The 20,469-nt window shown below is 62.3% G+C and carries 12 protein-coding genes and 1 pseudogene; 5 read left to right on the top strand and 8 right to left on the bottom strand.

Going from position 1 to position 20,469, the window contains the following annotated elements:
- The first annotated feature begins 134 nt into the window (after positions 1-134).
- A complete protein-coding gene (locus tag MCB86_RS07065) occupies positions 135-4,304 on the top strand; it encodes a CheR family methyltransferase (protein WP_239610443.1) in 4,170 nt (1,389 codons plus the stop codon).
- A gap of 8 nt (positions 4,305-4,312) precedes the next feature.
- Here the strand turns inward: MCB86_RS07065 and MCB86_RS07060 are convergent, their stop codons facing one another.
- Positions 4,313-5,869 carry a sigma-54-dependent transcriptional regulator gene (locus tag MCB86_RS07060; RefSeq protein WP_239610442.1) on the bottom strand — a complete coding sequence of 519 codons (1,557 nt, stop codon included), beginning with the start codon at positions 5,867-5,869 and terminating at the stop codon, positions 4,313-4,315.
- A gap of 261 nt (positions 5,870-6,130) precedes the next feature.
- Here MCB86_RS07060 and phhA point away from each other — a divergent pair, with 261 nt between their 5' ends.
- The 4 genes from phhA to MCB86_RS07040 all read left to right on the top strand — a co-directional run bounded on the left by phhA (position 6,131) and on the right by MCB86_RS07040 (position 9,860).
- Positions 6,131-6,916, top strand: coding sequence for a phenylalanine 4-monooxygenase (gene phhA, locus MCB86_RS07055; RefSeq protein WP_239610441.1), 786 nt, complete (start codon positions 6,131-6,133; stop codon positions 6,914-6,916).
- Positions 6,917-7,112: 196 nt separating this feature from the next.
- The gene (locus tag MCB86_RS07050; RefSeq protein ID WP_239610440.1) at positions 7,113-7,469 is read left to right on the top strand and encodes a 4a-hydroxytetrahydrobiopterin dehydratase; all 357 of its coding nucleotides are present in this window, start codon (positions 7,113-7,115) and stop codon (positions 7,467-7,469) included.
- Entirely contained in the window at positions 7,466-8,662 is a 1,197-nt protein-coding gene (locus MCB86_RS07045; RefSeq protein WP_239610439.1) for an amino acid aminotransferase, read from the top strand. The genes MCB86_RS07050 and MCB86_RS07045 overlap by 4 nt, the downstream gene beginning before the upstream one ends.
- Positions 8,663-9,035: 373 nt before the next feature.
- Positions 9,036-9,860: an EAL domain-containing protein gene (locus MCB86_RS07040; protein ID WP_239610438.1), complete on the top strand. Its 825-nt coding sequence runs from the start codon at positions 9,036-9,038 to the stop codon at positions 9,858-9,860.
- Positions 9,861-9,866: 6 nt separating this feature from the next.
- Here MCB86_RS07040 and MCB86_RS07035 read toward each other — a convergent pair whose 3' ends face one another.
- The 7 genes and pseudogenes from MCB86_RS07035 to MCB86_RS07005 form a co-directional block, all read right to left on the bottom strand.
- Positions 9,867-10,550, bottom strand: a complete 684-nt coding sequence (locus MCB86_RS07035) for a type 1 glutamine amidotransferase domain-containing protein (protein ID WP_239610437.1) — start codon at positions 10,548-10,550, stop codon at positions 9,867-9,869.
- A 1,180-nt stretch (positions 10,551-11,730) separates the two neighbouring features.
- Positions 11,731-13,620 (bottom strand): methyl-accepting chemotaxis protein, encoded by a 1,890-nt coding sequence (locus MCB86_RS07030; protein WP_239610436.1) that lies wholly within the window; start codon positions 13,618-13,620, stop codon positions 11,731-11,733.
- 279 nt (positions 13,621-13,899) lie between these two features.
- Positions 13,900-15,360 carry a sodium-dependent transporter gene (locus tag MCB86_RS07025; protein WP_045160710.1) on the bottom strand — a complete coding sequence of 487 codons (1,461 nt, stop codon included), beginning with the start codon at positions 15,358-15,360 and terminating at the stop codon, positions 13,900-13,902.
- An 88-nt stretch (positions 15,361-15,448) separates the two neighbouring features.
- Complete coding sequence (gene maiA, locus MCB86_RS07020; protein ID WP_239610552.1) at positions 15,449-16,090, bottom strand: maleylacetoacetate isomerase; 642 nt, start codon at positions 16,088-16,090, stop codon at positions 15,449-15,451.
- A 77-nt stretch (positions 16,091-16,167) separates the two neighbouring features.
- A pseudogene (hppD, locus tag MCB86_RS07015) lies at positions 16,168-17,249 on the bottom strand (4-hydroxyphenylpyruvate dioxygenase).
- A gap of 287 nt (positions 17,250-17,536) precedes the next feature.
- Complete coding sequence (locus MCB86_RS07010; RefSeq protein ID WP_045160708.1) at positions 17,537-18,946, bottom strand: sodium-dependent transporter; 1,410 nt, start codon at positions 18,944-18,946, stop codon at positions 17,537-17,539.
- 220 nt (positions 18,947-19,166) lie between these two features.
- Positions 19,167-20,261: a Glu/Leu/Phe/Val dehydrogenase dimerization domain-containing protein gene (locus MCB86_RS07005; RefSeq protein ID WP_239610435.1), complete on the bottom strand. Its 1,095-nt coding sequence runs from the start codon at positions 20,259-20,261 to the stop codon at positions 19,167-19,169.
- Positions 20,262-20,469 lie beyond the last annotated feature (208 nt).

Here is a 20,469-nt window from a genome sequence, read left to right as displayed (position 1 = left end):
AATCGACAGCGGCAAGCCGTATCATCTGACCCTTTCGCGACAAAACCGGCGTTCAGAGGAATTCGCCCAGCGGGCCTGCTGTCTTCTTTCCAAGCCGCCAGAACAAAAAATGCGCACCCAATGCCGAGGAATCGATGAACACCAGCTCTGAGCCTTCTACGCCGAAAAACAGCCAAGTGGCCAGAAGCACGCTGGATTACCCGGTGGTTGGCATAGGTGCCTCGGCGGGAGGCCTGAAAGCGCTGCTGACCTTCTTCGAGCAGATGCCGAGCGACTGCGGCATGGCCTTTGTGGTCATCATGCACCTGTCGCCCAAACACGAAAGCAACGCCGACAAGATTCTCCAGAACGTCACCAGGATGCGTGTGCTGCAGGTTCAGCAGCCCGTCCCCATCGAGCGCAACAACATCTATGTGATTCCGCCGGCGATGGACCTGTCGATGAGCGACGGCTACCTTCGCCTGCTCAAGTCCACCCGCGAACGCGGGCCTCAGGTCGCCATCGATCTGTTCTTCCGCACGCTGGCGGACGTGCACCACACCCACGCCATCGGCATCGTGCTATCCGGCAGCGGTGCCGATGGCTCGGTCGGTCTGGCGCGCATCAAGGAACAAGGCGGGGTGACCCTGGCGCAGAGCCCCGAGGACGCCGAATACGACTCGATGCCGCTCAACGCCATCGAGACCGGCATGGTCGATATCGTGCTGCCGGTGGCGGAAATGCCGCAGCGCCTGGTTGAGTTGGGGCGAAACATGGTGGAGTTGCTGACCCAGCGCCCACCCATCCCGTCGCCCGGCGACGTCGAACAGGACCAGGGCGATCTGGAAAGCGAGCGCGCGCACACTCAGTCCAAGCCCAACGAGCTGGCGTTACGGGAAATCCTCGCGGCGCTTCGCAGCCGGACCGGCCACGACTTCCGGCATTACAAGCAGGCCACCGTGCTGCGCCGCATCGAGCGACGCATGCAGGTCAATGCGCTACGCGACATGCCCAGCTACGCCAAATACCTGCAGAACCATCCGGACGAGACACCCAATCTCCTTGCCGACATGCTGATCGGCGTGACCAACTTCTTCCGTGACCGCGAGGCGTTCGAGGCGCTGGAGCGCGACATCGTCCCGGCGCTCTTCGAAGAAAAAGCCCAGGCCGAAGATAAGTCGCTGCGCATCTGGTCCGCCGCCTGTTCGACCGGTGAAGAGGCCTACTCGCTGGGCATGTTGTTCTCCGACTATGCGCAGATACGCCCTCACCATGACGACGAGGTGCACCTGCAGCTATTCGCCACCGACATCGACGATCGCTCTCTGGAAGCTGCGCGCACCGGCGTCTATCCGGAAGCCATCATCACTGATGTACCGCCCATGCGCCTGCGCCAGTACTTCGTCAAGGAGCAGAACCACTACCGTATGCAGAAGGAGCTGCGCGAGCGCATTCTCTTCGCCCGCCACAACATCCTTCGCGATCCCCCGTTTTCCCGGCTCGATCTGATCTCCTGCCGGAACCTGATGATCTACCTGGACCGGGACATCCAGATCGAAGTGCTGCGCATGTTCCACTTTGCGCTCAATGCCGGTGGCTATCTGTTTCTCGGCAGCTCGGAAACCGCCGATGCCTGCAGCCAATTGTTCGAGCCGGTCGACAAAAAGAACCGTATCTACCGTGCCAAGAATGTCGGATCGGGGTTGCGCCGCGCGCCCACAGCCCCTTTTCACTCGTTGACTGCGACCGGTCCGCTGAGCCAATCCCAGACCAGCCAGCCGCACAGACGCAACCGCAAGTTCTCCTTTGCCGACGTGCACCAACGGGCGCTCGAGCAGTACGCACCGCCCAGTGTGATCGTCAATCACGACGCGGAGATCGTCCACATGTCCGACCGCGCCGGAAACTTCCTGCGTTATGTCGGCGGTGAGCCCTCGTTGAACCTGACCATCTTGGTACACCCGCAGCTGCGCCTGGAGTTGCGCACTGCGTTATACCAGGCCACCCACACCGGCAAGAGCGTCGAGGCGCGGCGGGTACGGCTGGAGCGCGACGGCCGGCACTATTACGTGAATATGGTGGTGCGGCCGTTCCGCGATAACGAAGCCGGCAGCGAATACATGCTGGTGATCTTCGATGAAGTCGAAGACTGCATGGACGGCAACACGCTGGCAAATCCCACCACCAAGGACCGGGTGCTGACCCAGCTGGAGGCCGAACTGCAGCAGACCAAGGAGCAGCTGCAGGTGACCATGGAGCACTCGGAAAGCTCGACCGAAGAGCTGCGTGCCTCCAACGAGGAGCTACAGGCAATCAATGAAGAGCTGCGCTCGGCCACCGAAGAGCTGGAAACCAGCAAGGAAGAGCTGCAGTCGATCAACGAGGAGCTGACCACGGTCAACTTCGAACTGAAGACCAAGGTCGACGAAACCAGCAAGATCAACGACGACCTGCAGAACCTGATCGCCTCGACGGACATCGCCACCCTGTTCGTCGACCGCACCATGCGCATCAAGTGGTTCACCCCGCGCGCGCAGGACGTTTTCAACGTGATTGACAATGACGCCGGGCGCTCGCTGCTGGACATCACCCATCGTCTCGACTATCCGCAGCTGCATCAGGACGCCACCGAAGCCTTCGAATCGCTGCACCTGGTCGAACGTGAGATCAGCAACCTCGACCGCAGCCACTGGTACCTGGCGCGCGTGCTGCCCTACCGAACCCTGGACGATCGAATTCAGGGCGCCGTGCTGACCTTCATCGACATAACCGACCGCCGCCGGGCCGAAGAGCAGGTGCGCGCTGGCGAAGCCCATATGAAACAGCTGGCGCAGAGCACCAAGGGCTACGCCATCATCACCCTGGACTGCGATGGCATCATCACCACCTGGAACCGCGGCGCCGAAAACATCTTCGGCTATGCCGAGAAGGAGGTCCTGGGCCAGAACATCCGGCTGATCTATACGGAGGCGGATCGGTCGCTCGGAGTACCGGAAGCCGAACGTCAGCGTGCCCTGGAGCAGGGTCAGGCTGCCGACGAAAGATGGCACCTGCGCCGGGACGGTACCCAGTGCTTCTTCAGCGGCCTGGTCAATCCGTTGGTGGATGGCGGCGGCAAAGTGACCGGTTTCGCCAAAATTGCGCGCGACATCACCGAGGACCGACAGCGCAGCCACGATCAACAGAACGAACTGGAGAGCATTCAGGCGGCCAACCAGCAGAAGGATCAATTCTTCGCGGTGCTCTCTCACGAGCTCAAGCACCCGCTGAACCTCATCCAGCTCAATGCCGACCTGATTGCCCGCTCCCAAGCCGCGAAAAACACACCTTCTCTGCAGAAAGCCACCCAGGCGATTCAGAACGCGGTGCGCAGCCAGTCGCGAATCATCGACGATCTGATGGACGTTTCGCGCATCCGCACCGGCAAGCTCAAGCTCAACTTCATCACGCTGTCCTATCAGGAACTGCTCAAGGGCATCGAGGCGGTGTTCGGCCCGCTGGCTCAGGCCGAAGGTGTCAGCTTCGAAACCTTCAAGCCGGAGCAACCGGTTTTCATTCATGCCGACCCAACGCGCCTGGAGCAGATCATCTGGAACCTGTTGAACAACGCCTGGAAGTTCACCAAGGGCGGCGACCGCATCTGCATGCAGCTCGAACGCGACGGCGATCTGGCCCGCCTGGACGTCATCGATACCGGCGAAGGGATCACTGCGGATTTCCTGCCCAAGGTCTTCGACATGTTCGGCCAGGCGGAGATGCAGCATGCTCAGCGCTCCAAGCACGGCCTGGGGATCGGCCTGGCGCTGGTCAAACAGCTGGTGGAAGCGCACGGCGGGCGTATCGAGGCCTTTTCCGAAGGGTTGGGCCGTGGCGCACGCTTCAGCATTTGGCTGCCGATGCACCTGCAGACCGAACTTGAACTCAGCGGGCTGGCGTCGCATGAGCTCAACGGCGGCCTGTTCGGCATCCGAATTCTGCTGGTCGACGACTCACCGGACATTCTCGACACCATGCGCGAACTGCTGGAGAGCGAAGGTGCCAAGGTGACTGTCGCCGACAGCGGCGCCCAGGGTATAGAACTCGCGGAGCAGTCGCGCTTCGACGTGATCGTGTCCGATATCGGCATGCCGGTCATCGACGGCCACAAGATGATGAGCGAAATACGACGCGGCACCACCAATGCCCAGACCCCGAGCATCGCACTGACCGGCTACGGCACCCTGCGCGACGTGGAGAAGGCCAAAAGCGCGGGCTTTACCCTACACCTGCGCAAGCCGATCGATCTGCAGGCGCTGATCGACGCGGTGCTGCAGGCGGTGCGCTGAGCCGCCGCTCAGCCGTCCTTGCCGATCCCGTAGTCGCGTAGTTTATTGGCGATGGTGGTGTGTGAGACGCCCAGCCGCTTGCCCAGCAGGCGGCTGCTCGGATGCTGCTGGTAAAGCGCCTCCAGCACCACCTTCTCGAAGCGCCCGACAATACCGTTCAGATCGCCGTCCAGGGAGAAATCACCCAGCGGCTGCGGCGTGCCGTAATCCGGGAGACGGATGTGCTCGGGTTTGATCAACCCGCCTTCGCACAGCGAAACCGCCTGAAACAGGGTGTTTTCCAATTGCCGCACGTTGCCGGGCCAGTGATAAGCGGCCAGCCGCTCCAGAGCCTGCGCTGACAGCCTCGGCAAGGCGCAACCGATCTGCCGACTGGCCTGATCGATAAAGTGCAATGCCAGCGGCTCCAGCCCGTCCAGGCATTCACGCAGCGGCGGGATGTGCAGCGACAGTACGTTGAGCCGGTGGTACAGGTCCTGGCGGAATTCGCCCTTGGCGCAGAGTTCGGACAGGTCCAGCTGCGTCGCGCAGATCACCCGCACGTCCAGGTAGACCTCCTCGTCGCTGCCCACCCGGCGGAAACAGCCGTCCTGCAAGAAGCGCACGAGCTTGGCCTGTAAGCGTGTGCTCATTTCGCCGACGCCATCGAGGAACAACGTGCCGCCGGCGGTCAGCTCCAACAGGCCGAGCTTGCCTTCCGGGCGCGCGCCCTCGAAGGCGCCTGGGCCGTAGCCGAACAACTCGGTTTCGGCCATGGATTCCGGCAGGCCCGCGCAGTTGAGGGCCATGAACGGGGATTGTCCACGCGGGCTGGACAGGTGACAGGCACGCGCCAGCAGTTCCTTACCGGTGCCGGTCTCGCCTTCGATGAGCAGCGGCGCGTCCAGCGGCGCCATCCGGCGGGCTTCACGGACCACCGCCGCCATCACTTTCGAGCTTTGGAAGATGCTGTCGAAACCGCGTAGCTCCTGCTTGCGCACGTTATAGATGCGCTCACCGACACGATCGGCCCGGTGCAAGGTCAGTACCGCACCGGCCAGCGCCTCGCTGTCGTCGTGTTCCGATTGCAGCGGCGCGATATCGGCGAGGAACACGTCGCCCTTGATGGTCACCCGCAGGCCGTTGATCCGCGCCTTGTTCGCCCGCACCAGCTCCGGCAGATCGAAATCCTCGGCATAGCGCGACAGGCTCATGCCCGGCACCTCGTCTACCCGCACCCCGAGTAGCTGCGCCGCGGCACGGTTGGCGGCAACGATCGCGCCGGCCATGTCGATGGACAGCACGGGGAATTCCAGCGCGCCAAGCAATGCGTTGAGCTCCAGCGAGTGCCGCTCGCTGGGCATCAAGCCAACCTTGCGCACCTCGAACACACCCTGCAGGGCCTCGATCTTCGGCCGCAAGGCCTGCAGCTGCAGGTTCATCAGGTTGGGACAGTGCAGGTAAACCGCATTGCCATGCTCACCGCCGACTTCGCCACGCGCGACGTTGATCCCGTAATCCACCAGCAACTCGAGCATGTCCCGGAGGATGCCGATGCGATTCTGGCAGAGAATCCTGATGCGCATGCGAGAAAGCCTCCGTTGTCGTTGGTAGCGCCGGCGATTTTTATCGCTTGCCGCTGATTATCGTCAAGATTATTTGACAGCAGCAGCACCGAGCAAGTCGATCATCACGCCAACCCGCCTACCCGTAAGCTTTTCTTTACGAACCGATGCATATCTTTTCGCGAAAGACCGTCCGAAGCACTTCCCAGCGCATCTACAGCGCGTTCAGATGAGGCATCCATAACAACAAGATTTACGCGGCCATCCCGCTCAGGAGGTCAGATGAAAGCTACGAAATACGTCGCCCGCGAACCGGATGCGCACGGCCAGATTCATTATCCGGACGCCGAACACGCGGTCTGGCAGACGCTGATCGAACGCCAGTTGAAGCTACTCGACGGTCGCGCTTGCCAGGAGTATCTGGACGGTATCGAACAGCTGGCCCTGCCCCGCGACCGCATCCCGCAACTGGACGAGATCAACCGCGTGCTGCAGTCCACCACCGGCTGGCAGGTGGCGCGAGTGCCGGCGCTGATTCCCTTCCAGACCTTTTTCGAACTACTGGCCAGCAAGCGATTTCCGGTCGCCACCTTCATCCGTACCCCGGAGGAACTGGATTATCTGCAGGAGCCGGACATCTTCCACGAGATCTTTGGCCACTGCCCGTTGCTGACCAACCCCTGGTTCGCCGAATTCACCCACACCTACGGCCAGCTCGGCCTCAAGGCCAGCAAGGAAGAACGCGTCTACCTGGCGCGGCTGTACTGGATGACCATCGAGTTCGGCCTGGTAGACACGCCGGCCGGGCGCCGCATCTATGGCGGCGGCATCCTCTCCTCACCGAAGGAGACGCTTTACTGCCTCTCGGACGCGCCAGAGCATCAGCCCTTCGACGTGGTCGAAGCGATGCGCACGCCGTATCGCATCGACATCCTGCAGCCGGTGTACTTCGCCCTGCCGGAACTCAAGCGACTGTTCGACGTCGCTCATGAAGACATCATGGCCCACGTCCGCACCGCCATGCAGTTGGGCCTGCACCAGCCGAAATTCCCGCCGAAAGCGGCGTAGGGTGGAAAACTACGAAGCATTTTCCACGCGTTGATTTCGGCCACAACGACGTCTCGCGGCGATGCCGGTCGTTTCGGCCGATTGGTGGATGAGCCCTCGGCAACGTGCCGGACCGAACCCGACGCGTGGACAAGCCTGCGGCGTTGTCCACCCTACGCTGCTTAACTCTTATGACTCTCATCACAAGGACCCAACCATGACCGCTCTCACCCAATCCCACTGCGAAGCCTGCCGCGCCGACGCACCCAAGGTCTCCGACGACGAACTGGCCGAGCTGATCAAGCAGATCCCGGACTGGAACATCGAGACCCGCGACGGCCACATGGAGCTGGAGAAGGTTTTCGCGTTCAAGAACTTCCGCCACGCCCTGGCCTTCACCAATGCCGTCGGCGAAATAGCCGAAGCCGAAGGCCACCACCCCGGCCTGCTCACCGAATGGGGCAAGGTCACAGTGACCTGGTGGAGCCACTCGATCAAGGGCCTGCACCGCAACGACTTCATCATGGCCGCGCGCACCGATGAGGTGGCCAAGACTGCCGAGGGCCGCAAGTGAAGCATTTCGCTGATGTCGTACGGGTTCCCGGCGACCCGATTCTCGGTCTGCTGGACGCTTATCGCGCCGACCCCAATCCGGCCAAGCTCGACCTCGGTGTCGGCGTCTACAAGGATGCGCTGGGCCTGACGCCGATCCCCAAGGCGGTGAAGCTGGCCGAACAGCGGTTGATCGACAGCGAGCAGACCAAAAGCTATATCGGCGGCCATGGCGATCCGCTGTTCGGTGAGCAGTTGCTGAAGCTGGTGCTCGGTGAGGGCTCGCCAGCCCTGATCGAAAACCGCGCTGGCTGCACCCAGACACCCGGTGGCACCGGCGCCCTGCGGCTGGTGGGCGACTTCATCGCCAAGTGCCTGCCGAGCCGCGGCCTCTGGCTCAGCGACCCAACCTGGCCTATCCACGAAACCCTGTTCGCCGCTGCCCGCTTGAAGGTCGAGCATTACCCCTATGTCGACGCGCAGAACCGCCTCGACGTACCCGCTATGCTCGAAGCGCTGCAGCGGATCCCCAGCGGCGATGTGGTGCTGCTGCACGCCTGCTGCCACAACCCCACCGGCTACGACCTGAGCCGGGACGAGTGGCACCAGGTGCTGGAGATCGTTCGTCGGCGCGAACTGCTGCCGCTGTTCGACTTCGCCTACCAGGGCTTTGGCGACGGTCTCGATGAAGACGCCTGGGCGGTTCGTCTGTTCGTCGAGGCGCTGCCGGAAGTGCTGATTACCAGCTCCTGCTCGAAGAACTTCGGCCTGTACCGCGAACGCACCGGTGCACTGATTGTGGTGGCCGCCAATGGCGAATCGCTGCTCGACGTGCGCAGCCAGTTCGCTTCGGTGGCACGCAACCTCTGGTCCACGCCCCCGTCACATGGCGCGGCCGTGGTCGCGACGATCCTGGCCAACCCTGAACTGCGTCAGCTCTGGCAGCAGGAAGTCGCCGCCAAGCGTGAACGGATCGCCGGCTTGCGCAAGGGCCTGGTCGAAGCCCTCGCACCGCATGGTTTGGCCGAGCGCTTCGCGCATATTACACAGCAACGCGGCATGTTCTCTTATACCGGCCTGACCGCCGAGCAGGTGCTGCGCCTGCGCCGCGAGAATTCGGTGTATCTGGTGGAAAGCGGCCGCGCCAACATTGCCGGGCTGGATGCCGCGCGGCTGGATCAGCTGGCGGCGGCGATCGCACGCGTCACGGCATAAGCACTCCCCGTGAAGGGCATCGGGCCGGCAACCATGCTGGCCTTTTTTTGCCATGGATGCCCTACACCGTCGTTATGCGCAGGCCGGACATGACATGTCACGACCGGGCGCGCTGCGCATCTCGAACGCACCGGGGCCAAGCCTGCAACCGGGCCCCAGGCCATCTTTCCGATGATTGCCGCTCCACATCGATAGCTCAGGCGGAACTCGACTGACCGCGCCAGGCCGCAGCATTTAGCCATCACATCTTGAATTTCTAACTCAATATGACGCTTGGTCAATCTTGCGGAATGCGCAGCCTGGTGACGAATGGACTTCAGCCGCGGCCGGCCCGGCCGCTATCTTCAGCAACAGGTTTCGAGCGAGCTCGCCCATGATTCAACGCAGCACTGACGGCAACCCTGCCCCAAGCGAATATGTCTGCCATGCGGCCAGCGAACATGGCGCCTGTCCCAGCTGCGCCAATGGCGAACGCCTGGGCTTTCGTTTCAGTTATGCCTATCAGCCGATCGTGGATCTAGGCAAACGCGAGATTTTCGCTCATGAAGCATTGGTCCGTGGCCCTGAGGGCGAGCCCGCACCGAGCGTGCTGTCGCAGGTCAACGAGGACAACCGCTTCCGCTTCGACCAGGCCGGCCGGATCAAGGCGATCAAGACCGCCGCCAAGCTCGCCATGCAAAGCCGGCTGTCGATCAACTTCATGCCCAACGCCATCTACCGGCCGGAGCTGTGCATTCGCTCGACGCTGGAAGCAGCCCGCGCGCATGACTTTCCGGTCGAGCGGATCATTTTCGAGACCGTCGAAGGCGAGCGCATCAGCGATGCCAAGTGGCTGGCCGAAGTACTGCGCGAATACCAGCGCATTGGATTTCTCACCGCCATCGATGATTTCGGTGCCGGCTTTGCCGGTCTCAATCTGCTTGCCGACTTCCAGCCGGACATCATCAAGCTGGACATGGACCTGATACGTGGCATCGACCAGAGCCGCCCCCGCCAGGCCATCGTCAGGGCAACGGTTGCGATGTGCCAGGAGCTGAACATCCAGGTGATCGGCGAAGGCGTGGAAACGCTGGATGAATGCAGCGCCCTGCATGATCTGGGTATCAGCCTGATGCAGGGCTATCTGTTCAGCAAACCGCTGTTCGAAGCCTGCAGCCAGGCCGATATCCTGGTATGGCCGAACGGCCTCCCGCGCTGAAGTCCTTCAACCGGCATTCATTAGTTTGAGCAATGCCCGAGCGGCCTCTTCCGAGGACGCCGGGTTTTGCCCAGTGACCAGCAGGCCGTCTACCCGCACGTAGGATGACCAATCCGGCCCTTTGCTGTAGTCGCCACCGATCTCCTTGAGCTTCTCCTCCAACAGGAAGGGCACCACGTCGGTGAGCTGCACGCCTGCTTCCTCGGTGTTGGTGAAACCGGTCACCTGCTTGCCCTTTACCAGGTATTCGCCGTCCTCGCCGCGCACCTCGATCAGCGCCGCCGGCGCATGGCAGACCGCCCCCACTGGCTTGCCCGCCTTGATGAAGGATTCGATCAGTGAGATCGAGGTGGGATTGCCGGACAGGTCCCACAGCGGTCCGTGGCCACCGGGATAGAACACCGCATCGAAATCCTCAGACGACACCTCGTCCAGCGTGCGGGTGTTGGCCAGCAGGGCCTGGGACTCGGCATCGTTCTTGAAGCGTTGGGTCATCTCGGTCTGGGCATCCGGCGCATCGCTTTTCGGATCCAGCGGCGGCTGCCCGCCCTTGGGTGAGGCCAGGACGATCTCGGCGCCGGCGTCCTTGAATACGTAATAAGGCGCGGCGAATTCTTCTAGCCAGAAGCCGGTGGGTTTGCCGGTGGTGCCGAGCTTGTTGTGGGAGGTGAGCACGATGAGGATTTTCATGGGGGTCTCCTGTGGTCGGGTGGCCCGAGATTGGCGGGGCCTTGGTTTATCTGGACCGTGGGAGTAGGAAATGGGTCAACGGGTGGGCGTGGCGCCGAGGCCGCGGTTGCCCGCTGCCACGAACTCGGCCCCGTGACGAGCCGTAATGCCGGGCTACGACGAGACTGTTGCAAGTTCGAGAGCCCTGCACAATGCGCTGTTATAGGAGTGGCCTTGGCTGCGAAGCTTTAGTGGGCTGGAGTCATCTGGTTTACACCTGTTGGCCGGGATGGCTGGGGCATTGGTTTCGCCCTGCTGGGCGACTCACTTTTTCCAAACGCGGAAAAAGTAAGCAAAAACGCTTGCCCCTGCATCCGGGTCTCGCGGCGCTCGACTTCCCTCATTCCATCGCTGCTCCGAGGGTCGCCGCGCAAGGGCCATCCATGGCCCTTCACGGCTCTCGCGGCGTCCATGCCGCTCGCCCCTCTACACAGCGATTCCATTCGGCCTCCTGATGGGGCGATTCGGTGGCGTCTGTTGGGCTGTGCAACGACGCGTTTGCAGAGGCCCTCTGTAGGGTGGGTAACACGAAGCTTACCCACCGATTTTGTCGGCAAAATTCGATACCGATTGCAGCGTGGATTGTGGTGGAAAATGCTTCGCAGTTTTCCACCCTACCAAGCCCTCCGGCGATTGACGTGCTTTGTTGCTGTCGCTGTTCAAAAACTTCAGACGACTCGGACCCGATCCCCTTCAGAAGGCCGAGCGCAGGTGCTGCGCAGGGGGACGCGAGGCATGGATGCCGAGCGAGGAGCGATGGGACATGGATGTCCCTTCGCGACGACCCCGGAGCGGCGCCGGAGGGAGGGAAGTTTTGCGAAGCAAAACCCGGATGCCGGGGGTGGCCTTCTTTTTGGTTACTTTTTCTTGGCCACTCAAGAAAAAGTGACTCGCCCAGCAGGGCGAAACCAATGCCTCAGCCACCCGGCCAATCGGGGTAACCCACGAACCCGAATCCTTGCCCACCGAACTACCAGACAACGCCGAATGCCCCATTCAGCAGGCCGAATGGAATCGCTGCGCAGCGGGCGAGCGGCATGGATAGCGTGAGAGAACTAGGCATCCCACGGATGTAGGGCAGCGGATGGCAAACTCAGCTAAACAAAAAGGGCGCCGAAGCGCCCTTTTCATCAACCCCTGATCAGATCCGAAAACTCCCCACCAACTGCTTCAACCGCGCAGCCTGCTGCTCCAGATCCCCGCAGGCACGCAACGTCGAATGCAGGTTCTCCACCCCTTCCTGATTCAGCGTGTTGATTTCCGTGATGTCCATGTTCAGCGACTCGATCACCGAAGTCTGTTCTTCAGTGGCGGTGGCCACCGACTGGTTCATCGCATCGATCTCGCCGATGCTCTGGGTCACGCTGCCAAGGCGCTCGCCGGCCTGGTTGGCGATGCCCACGCTGGCCTCGCTTTGGCGCTGGCTCTCGGTCATGGTGCTCACCGAATCACGCGCGCCGACCTGCAGCTTTTCAATCATCCCGTGGATTTCCTGCGCCGAGGTCTGGGTGCGATGCGCCAGGCTGCGCACCTCGTCGGCAACCACTGCGAAACCACGCCCGGCTTCACCAGCGCGGGCCGCTTCGATGGCCGCGTTGAGTGCCAGCAGGTTGGTCTGCTCGGAGATGCCCTTGATCACGTCGAGGATCTGCCCGATGCCGACCGTCTGGCTGTTCAGCGCTTCGATCTGCGCACAGGACGCGCTGATGTTGTTCGACAGCTGCCGCATCGCCTCGATGTTCTGCTCGACTACCTTGCGTCCGTCTTCGGCCTGATGGCTGGCGCCACTGGCCTGTTGCGAGGCGTCGGCAGCGTTGCGGGCAATTTCCTGGGCAGCAGCGCCGAGCTGGTTGATCGCCGCGGCAACGCTGTTGGTCCGGCTGGCTTGCTCGTCGGAATTGACCATCGATGAGTTGGAGGCCGCGAGCACCCGCTGCGCCACCTCGTTGACCTGTTCGGTCGCGGACGCCACGTCCCGGATCGACCCATGAATACGCTCGACGAATCGATTGAACGCCGTGGCCAACGTGCCGAATTCGTCGTTCGATTCGACCTTCAGGCGTCGCGTGAGATCACCCTCGCCCGCGGCGATGTTCTCCATTGCCTGCCCCATTTCGGTCAACGGGCGCATCAGCACGCGAATCAGCATACCCAGCAGGATCAGGATGAACACCACAGCAATCACCGCAGCAACCAGGGCCGAGGTACGAAAACTGGACAACGCCGCGTAGGCCTTCTGCTTGTCCACCGAGATACCGACGTACCAGGTTACCGACGGCAGGCCGGCTACCGGACTGAAGCTGAGGATGCGCTCCTGACCATCGAGCTCGGCCTCGGTAAAGCCGCTGGTCAACGCGGGAGTGTTCTGCGGATAGAGCTCGGCGAGGGTCTTCATCACCTTGCTTTGGTCAGGATGGACCAGCACCTTGCCGTCGCCGCTGACGAGAAAGGCATAGCCCATGCCGTCGAAGTTAAGGGCATTGATGATGTCCACCAGCACCTTGAGGCTGAGGTCGCCACCGACCACGCCCAGGTTCTGGCTACCGGCCTTGGCCGGGGTCGCCGCAGTGATGATCAGCTCGTTGGTGGCCGCATCCTGATAGGGTTCGGTCAGCGTGGTCTTGCCGGCATTGATCGCGTCCTTGTACCAGGGACGCTGACGCGGATCGTAGCCTGCCGGCAACTCGAAGCGCGGATGGACGATGAATTCGCCATCGCTGCGCCCCAGGTAGGTGAAGGCGAAGGTAGAGCTGAGCGCCGGCTGCTGCACCAGCGCCTCGACGGCCGATCCGGAACTGTCGCGGGCAATGGTCTGCGCTGTGTTTTCCAGCAACACGAGGCGGCCGGACAACCAGTTCTGGATGTTGTGCGCAGTGACCTTGCCCATCTCGTCCAGATAGCTTTCCAGCTTGGCCTGAATAGCGTTGCGCTGTAGATAATCGTTGTAGAGCGTGAACAGAGCGAAGGTCGCGATCACTACGAGTGACGCGGCCAGCAAAATCTTGTGGCTGAACTTGAGACGGCTAGGCATGGGTGCGTGTCCGGATGGGCTGGATCGAATTGGCGATCCCTCGTCCGAATAAGCATCCGTTGCGTTAGCCATTCTGTCGGCCACGATCAACGAACCTTTACAGCCGATCATCGCTTCCGAATAGCGCTCAAGTGCCGTCAGCCGTGGGTTCTAGCAAGGTGATCGGAGATCTGAGCAAACTTCCGACACCGCGATAGCACACCCTGAGCCACGAACAAAAAAACGGCACACCCGTTGCCAGGTGTGCCGCTCGGCTATCTCAATAACCGGCCGGTGAAGTCAGCGTCCGGCCAGCGCCGGCATCACCCGTGGCCGCAGACCCTCGCCGAGGATGGTCAGCGCGCCGATGGCTCCAGCGATCCAGTACCAGCGCACCAGCGGGTCGAAGCCCAGCCAGCCCAGGGCGTGCAGGAACACCATGGTGATGAGCACCGGGCAGACATAGCGCACCATGAACAACCACAGCGCATAGCCCAGCGGTGGCAGGTCCAGCTCGTCGCGCATGATTTCGCTGCGCAGTACGTAGCCGGCGAAGACCACGACGAAGATCCCACCCAACGGCATCATCCAGCGCGAGGTCAGGTAGTCCAACCAGTCGAAGAAGTTCTTGCCCAGCGGCGTCCAGCCGGCCATCAGGTTGAACGAGAGCATCGCCAGCAAGCTGATCACCAGCAACACGGCACCAGCGCCCACTGCGGCCTTGAGGCGGCTGACGCCGTGCTTCTCGTTGAGGTAGGCGACCGTCGCCTCGATCATCGAAATGGCCGAGGTCAGTGCCGCGATCGAGACCATGGCGAAGAACAAGGTGCCGAACAGGGTGCCGAACGGCATTTGCTGGAAGGCTAGCGGCAGACTCATGAAGATCAGCCCGGGGCCGGCGGTCGGATCCATGCCGTTGGCGAAGATGATCGGGAAGATCGCCAGGCCCGCCAGCAGCGCCACCGCGGTGTCGGCGATGGCCACCATGAAGGTGGTGCGAGTGATGGACTGGCCGTCAGGGATGTAGGAGCCGTACGTGAGAATCGCCCCGGAGGCCAGGCTGAGGGTGAAAAAGGCGTGGCCGAGCGCAGCCAGCAGCGCTTCACCGGTGAGCTTGGACGTATCGAAGCTGAACAGGAAGGCGAAGCCTTCGTCGAAGCCGCCGCTGGTGAAGGCGTAACCCACCAGGATCAGCAGCATCACGGCCAGCCCCGGCATCATCCAGCGCACCGCACTTTCGATGCCTTGTTGCACGCCCTTGGCGACGATCCACAGCGTAAGCAACGCCACCAGCACGCTCCAGCCGCCGAGCTGCCAGGGGTTGGCGTTGTGTGCCTCGAACACCTGCGCCAGGCTGTCGACGGAACTGGCGGCGAGCGAGCCGTCGAGCATCTTGACCGTGTAGGCGAAGGCCCACCCGGCTACCACCACGTAAAAGCACAGAATCAGGAAACCGGCCGCCATGGCCATGCCGCCGACACCCTTCCACAGGGCGCTGCTGCCGTTCTCACGCACGGCGCGGCCGATCGCATCGATGGGGCTGCCACGGCCGCGGCGGCCGATGGCGATCTCGGTCATCATCACCGGGATGCCGATGGCCAGGATGCACGCCAGATACATCAGCACGAAGGCGCCACCGCCGTACTGTCCGGTGATGTAGGGGAATTTCCAGATGTTGCCAAGGCCGACGGCCGAACCGGTCGCGGCGAGGATGAAGCCCCAGCGGGAAAGCCAGAGGTTCTTGGGTGTTTCACGGGTCATGCGTCACCTGCTTGTTGTTATCTGTGACGGAAATCGAACCCGCCGCGCTTGTGACGCGACGGAGTGGCAAGGCGGATCGACCTTTATTTCATTGAGCGTCGGGCTGCACCTCCGGAGCGGCATTGGCGAATGCTTCGAGGGTTTCGCACTGCTCGGTCATCTGCAAAATGCGCGGGTAGGCGCTGAGGTCACAGGAAAAACGGCGCGCATTGTATACCTGTGGAACCAGACATGCCTCCAGATAACCCGGCCGTCTGCCGAGTGACAGCTTGCCGTCGAACGCGGCCAACCCCTGCTCGACGCCGGCCAGACCTGTGGCGATCCAGTGACGGATCCATTGCTGCATGGCCTCATCCTCGACGCCCAGTGGTCCACTGAGGTACTGCAGCACTCGTAGATTGTTCAGCGGATGCAGATCACAGGCGATGTGCATTGCCAGTGAACGCACCCGCGCGCGATCGGCCGGATCGTGCGGCAGCAGGGTCGGAAGCGGGAAGACTTCCTCCACGTATTCGAGAATCGCCAACGATTGGCTGATGCGCTCGTTGCCATCGACCAGCAGCGGTACCAGTTCTTGCGGATTGAGCACCTTGTAATCGGCCGAATGCTGTTGGCCGCCGTCCTTGACCAGATGCACCGGCAGATTCTCGAACGCCAACCCCTTCAGGTTCAGCGCGATGCGCACCCGGTAGGCTGCGCTGGAACGCCAGTAGCCGTAAAGCTTCAGCATCGGTGAGCCGGTTGTTTCTTTCATTTCGCGGTCGTTCATGACATTCCCTGAATCGTTTCTTCTTCGCCGTCAGCGGCTTATTCGCCGCTGATTACGCCACGGCGGAGCTGGTCTTCCTCGATCGACTCGAACAGTGCTTTGAAGTTGCCTTCGCCAAAGCCCTGATTGCCCTTGCGCTGGATGATTTCGAAGAAGATCGGACCGATCACCGTGTTGGTGAAGATCTGCAGCAGGATGCCATCGTCGCCCGGCGCGCCATCGATCAGCAGGTTCAGCTCGCGCAGCACCTCGGTGGGCTCGCCGTGACCCGCGACGCGGGTGTCGACCTTCTCGTAGTAGGTCTCCGGCGTGCTCATGAAATCTACCCCGTTGGCACGCAGCTGGCGCACGGTGGCATAGATGTCGTCGGTGGAGAGAGCGATGTGCTGGATACCTTCGCCATGGTACTCACGGATGAACTCCTCGATCTGCGACTTATCGTCGGCCGACTCGTTGATCGGGATGCGGATCTTGCCGCACGGCGCGGTCATCGCGCGGGAGAACAGGCCAGTGAGCTTGCCCTCGATGTCGAAATAACGGATCTCGCGAAATTGGCGATGCGCTCGTAAAACCCGGACCAGACGTCCATCTGCCCACGCATGACGTTGTGGGTCAGGTGATCGATGCACATCAGGCCGACCGCGTTGTCGTTCGGCGTGCGGCCTTCGATGAACTCGAAATCCACGTCGTAGATCGACTTGTCGCCGTAGCGATCGACGAGATACAGCAGGGAGCCGCCAATGCCCTCGACGCAGGGAATGTTCAGTTCGCCGAAATTGGAATGACTGCCGACCAGCTTGGCGCCCTGGGATTCGACGTAGGCGGCGGCCTGGGCGGCGTTTTTCACCCGGAACGCCATGGCACAGGCACTCGGCCCGTGCTTCTCGGCGAACGCGTGGACATGCCCGGTGGGGCTACCGTTGAGGACGATGTTGATGTCGTTCTGCTGGAATAGCCAGACTTCCTTGGAGCGGTGCTTGGCCGTCTCGGTGAAGCCCATCTGGTTGAACAGCTGACGCAGCTTCTCGATACCCTCGGCGTTCGGGGCGGTGAATTCGACGAACTCGAAGCCGTCGGTACCGATAGGGTTGTGCTGTTCGATCTTGGTCACGGCGTTCATTTTCGCCTCCTGATTCTTGTTTTGGGTGCCGCTGCACGGTTTGGCTGCGCCCATCACAAACCAGCGAAAGGAGCCGCACAAGCCCGCTGCAAGCGTCATCAACAGCGCTACGGCCAACCCGCTGGCAACATTTCTTTACAGCCTTCTGGAACCGCCCGGTGGCGACATCGCGTCGGCCCAGTCGTAACGAAAAATTTACAGCCAGGTGCGACGGCCCGTCGCACCGCACCGACTGGATCGGCTATGTAGGCGGACCCACTACCCTGCCGTTCAACCGTAATCACACATCAGATCAACCCGCTCAGGTTGAGAAACACCAGCACGATGGCCAAGGGCGTACCGAAGCGCAGCAGTGTCCACCAAGCGCGGAACAGCCCGCCCTGACGAATACCAATGGCGTCACGCACCACCTTCTCCTGCAATACCCAGCCGGCGAACAGCACCGTGCACAGCCCGCCCAAGGGCATCAGCCAATTGGTGGTCAGATAGTCGAGGCTGTCGAAGAAGGTCTTGCCGAACAGCTGGTATTCCGCCCAGTGATTGAACGAAAACACGCTGCCCAGGCTGAGCAGCCACAGCAGCGCACCGCTGGCCAGCACAGCCTTCAAGCGAGTCATGCCGAAGCGCTCGGTCATCCAGGCAATGCTCGGTTCGCTCAACGAAATCGCCGAGGTCAGCGCGGCGATCACCAGCATGACGAAGAACAGCCCGCCGACCAGTTGGCCCAGCGGCATCTGACCGAAGGCGATCGGCAAGGTGACGAAGATCAACCCCGGCCCAGCGCCCGGCTCCAGGCCGTTGCCGAACACCAGAGGAAAGATCGCCAGCCCCGCCAGCAGGGCGACGGCTGTATCAGCCAGCGCGACCAGAATCGAGGTTTTGGCGATCGAGGTGCCTTCCGGCAGGTAGGACCCGTAGACCATCATCGCGCCACAGCCGAGGCTGAGGGTAAAGAAGGCATGCCCCAGGGCCACCAGTACGCTGGTCGCGGTCAGCTTGGAGAAGTCGGGCACGAAGAGAAACTCCACGCCACGCGCGAATTCGCCATTCACCGCGGCATAGCCGACCAACGCCAACAACAGGATGAACAAGCCCGGCATGAGGAAGCGCAGCGAGCGCTCCAGCCCGCCACGCACACCAAGGCCGACGATCAGCATGGTCGCCGCCAGCACCAGACTGCCGCAGACGATCAGCCGCAGCGGGTCGGCCAGCAAGGCGCCGAACATATCGCCACTGGCTTGGCCACCGACGCCATTGAAACCGCCGCTAAAGGTCGTTGGGACGTACGCCAGGGCCCATCCAGCCACCACCAGGTAGAAGCTCAGGATGAGAAATCCGGTTAGCCCACCGAGCCACCCGGCGATGCGCCAGCGCGAGCTAGCACCCGCCTCGCGGGCCAGGCGCGCAACGGCGCCATCAGGGTTCTGCCGACCACGGCGCCCGATCATCACCTCGGCCATCAGCAAGGGGATACCGATCAGCAGGATGCAGGCGAGATACACCAACACGAAGGCACCGCCGCCGTTCTGGCCGGTGATGTAGGGGAATTTCCAGATATTGCCGAGGCCAACCGCCGAACCGGTAGCGGCCAGGAAGAATACCCAGCGCGAGGACCAGAGACCCCGCGCCGCGCTTTGCTGAGTACGAACGGAAGCGCCACCGAGCGTGCCGGCGACGAGGCTGCTTTTGTCTGTCATTGCGGATTCCTGCTTGTTGTTTTTGTCAGGGAGGTACAACGGATACGCCGATAGCGGAGCCAGGACCGTCCGCTTTGCGAGTACGGCCCTGGAACGCCAGATGCCTGCACGCCATCCCTTGCTGCGCCTGGCTGAGCGGCTCAACGCCTCCGTCAATGGCTCGGCAGTACGGCTGGGCTGCCGACAGAAACCGGGCGGTACAGGGCCGCCCGGAAGATCGCTAGGCGTGCAATCGCTGCTCGCTCGGCTGCACCCTGGATTCACCGATGTGCAGCCGTTCGAGGGCCAGGCGGTCAGCGATGATCGAGGTCGGTTCGCCACTGGCGGCAGCGCGATTGAAGATCTCGCGCAGGGTGTCGGCGATGCCCTTGACGTGAGTGTCGGTCTGCGCCGCGCTGCCCCCGATACGCTGGTAATAGACGTCGATGATGCCGCCGGCGTTGATCGCGTAGTCCGGCGCGTAAAGATGATTGCGCCGCTGCAGCTCGACGCCGATCTGCGGGTTCGCCAGTTGGTTGTTCGCCGCGCCGGCTATCACCGGCGCGCGCAGGGTCTGCAGGGTTTCGGCATTGAGGATGCCGCCCATGGCGCAGGGCGCGAACACATCCACGTCCAGGCCGTGGATATGCTGAGGACGCACGGCGTGTGCACCGAGCTCGTCCACCGCCTGCTGTACGTTGGCCTCGAAGATGTCGCAAACCCACAGCTCGGCACCGGCTGCCTTGAGGTGCCGGGCCAGCCCGAAGCCAACGTGACCAACGCCCTGGATCGCCACTTTCAGCCCTTGAAGGTTGTCCCGACCAAGACGCTGGCGCACCGCTTCACGCAGGCCGACAAACACACCAAGGGCGGTGGAAGGAGACGGGTCGCCACTGGCGATGCTGCCGTCAAGTGTGGCGCGCGGCGTTGCACCAATGACATGACGCGTGCGCTGGGCGAAGGCCTGCATTTCCGGCTCGCCGGTGCCGGAGTCAGCCGCGGTGATATAGCGTCCGCCGAGACTGTCGACAAAATCGCCCATGGCGTGCAGCAACGCCTGGCTCTTGCCGGTGTGCGGGTCGCCGATGATTACCGCCTTGCCGCCACCGAGCTTGAGACCGGCCAGCGAGGATTTCAGCGTCATGCCGCGCGAGAGACGCAGCACATCACGCACGGCATCGTCGTCACTGGCATAAGGGAACATCCGACAGCCGCCCAGCGCCGGGCCGAGCGTGGTGTCATGGATGGCGATGATCGCACGCAGACCCGATGCCTTGTCGTGACAGAACACCACCTGCTCGTGATGATCGAAATCGGGATGGGTGAAGACGGACATTGCGGATTCCTCTTTGTTGTTTTGCTTCGGCCCGAATTCGTCGGGGCCGTTTTAATCTTTCAAGAAAACAGGCCGCGCACAGCGCTCCCCTTGTAGGAGGCGCGACCCGCGGCGAACGACGACGGCTCGGCGCCCGAGAAGCTTCGCCCCGGGGGCGGGCCTCCCACGAAAGCGATCTGTGCACGACGCTCCCCTTGTGGGAGGCGCG

This window comes from Pseudomonas sp. KSR10, from assembly GCF_022355455.1.
Classification (GTDB): Bacteria; Pseudomonadota; Gammaproteobacteria; order Pseudomonadales; family Pseudomonadaceae; genus Stutzerimonas; species Stutzerimonas stutzeri_E.
The sequence above is the reverse complement of the archived record's forward strand: the minus strand, read 5'-3'. Positions and strand labels throughout refer to the sequence as shown.

Excerpts from the sequence above, each read along its gene's own strand:
- MCB86_RS07035 (WP_239610437.1), bottom strand. The coding sequence starts at position 10,550 with ATGAAAATCCTCATCGTGCTCACCTCCCACAACAAGCTCGGCACCACC.
- MCB86_RS07010 (WP_045160708.1), bottom strand. The coding sequence starts at position 18,946 with ATGACAGACAAAAGCAGCCTCGTCGCCGGCACGCTCGGTGGCGCTTCC.
- maiA (WP_239610552.1), bottom strand. The coding sequence starts at position 16,090 with ATGCTGAAGCTTTACGGCTACTGGCGTTCCAGCGCAGCCTACCGGGTG.
- phhA (WP_239610441.1), top strand. The coding sequence starts at position 6,131 with ATGAAAGCTACGAAATACGTCGCCCGCGAACCGGATGCGCACGGCCAG.
- MCB86_RS07005 (WP_239610435.1), bottom strand. The coding sequence starts at position 20,261 with ATGTCCGTCTTCACCCATCCCGATTTCGATCATCACGAGCAGGTGGTG.
- MCB86_RS07065 (WP_239610443.1), top strand. The coding sequence starts at position 135 with ATGAACACCAGCTCTGAGCCTTCTACGCCGAAAAACAGCCAAGTGGCC.
- MCB86_RS07040 (WP_239610438.1), top strand. The coding sequence starts at position 9,036 with ATGATTCAACGCAGCACTGACGGCAACCCTGCCCCAAGCGAATATGTC.
- MCB86_RS07025 (WP_045160710.1), bottom strand. The coding sequence starts at position 15,360 with ATGACCCGTGAAACACCCAAGAACCTCTGGCTTTCCCGCTGGGGCTTC.
- MCB86_RS07060 (WP_239610442.1), bottom strand. The coding sequence starts at position 5,869 with ATGCGCATCAGGATTCTCTGCCAGAATCGCATCGGCATCCTCCGGGAC.
- MCB86_RS07030 (WP_239610436.1), bottom strand. The coding sequence starts at position 13,620 with ATGCCTAGCCGTCTCAAGTTCAGCCACAAGATTTTGCTGGCCGCGTCA.
- MCB86_RS07050 (WP_239610440.1), top strand. The coding sequence starts at position 7,113 with ATGACCGCTCTCACCCAATCCCACTGCGAAGCCTGCCGCGCCGACGCA.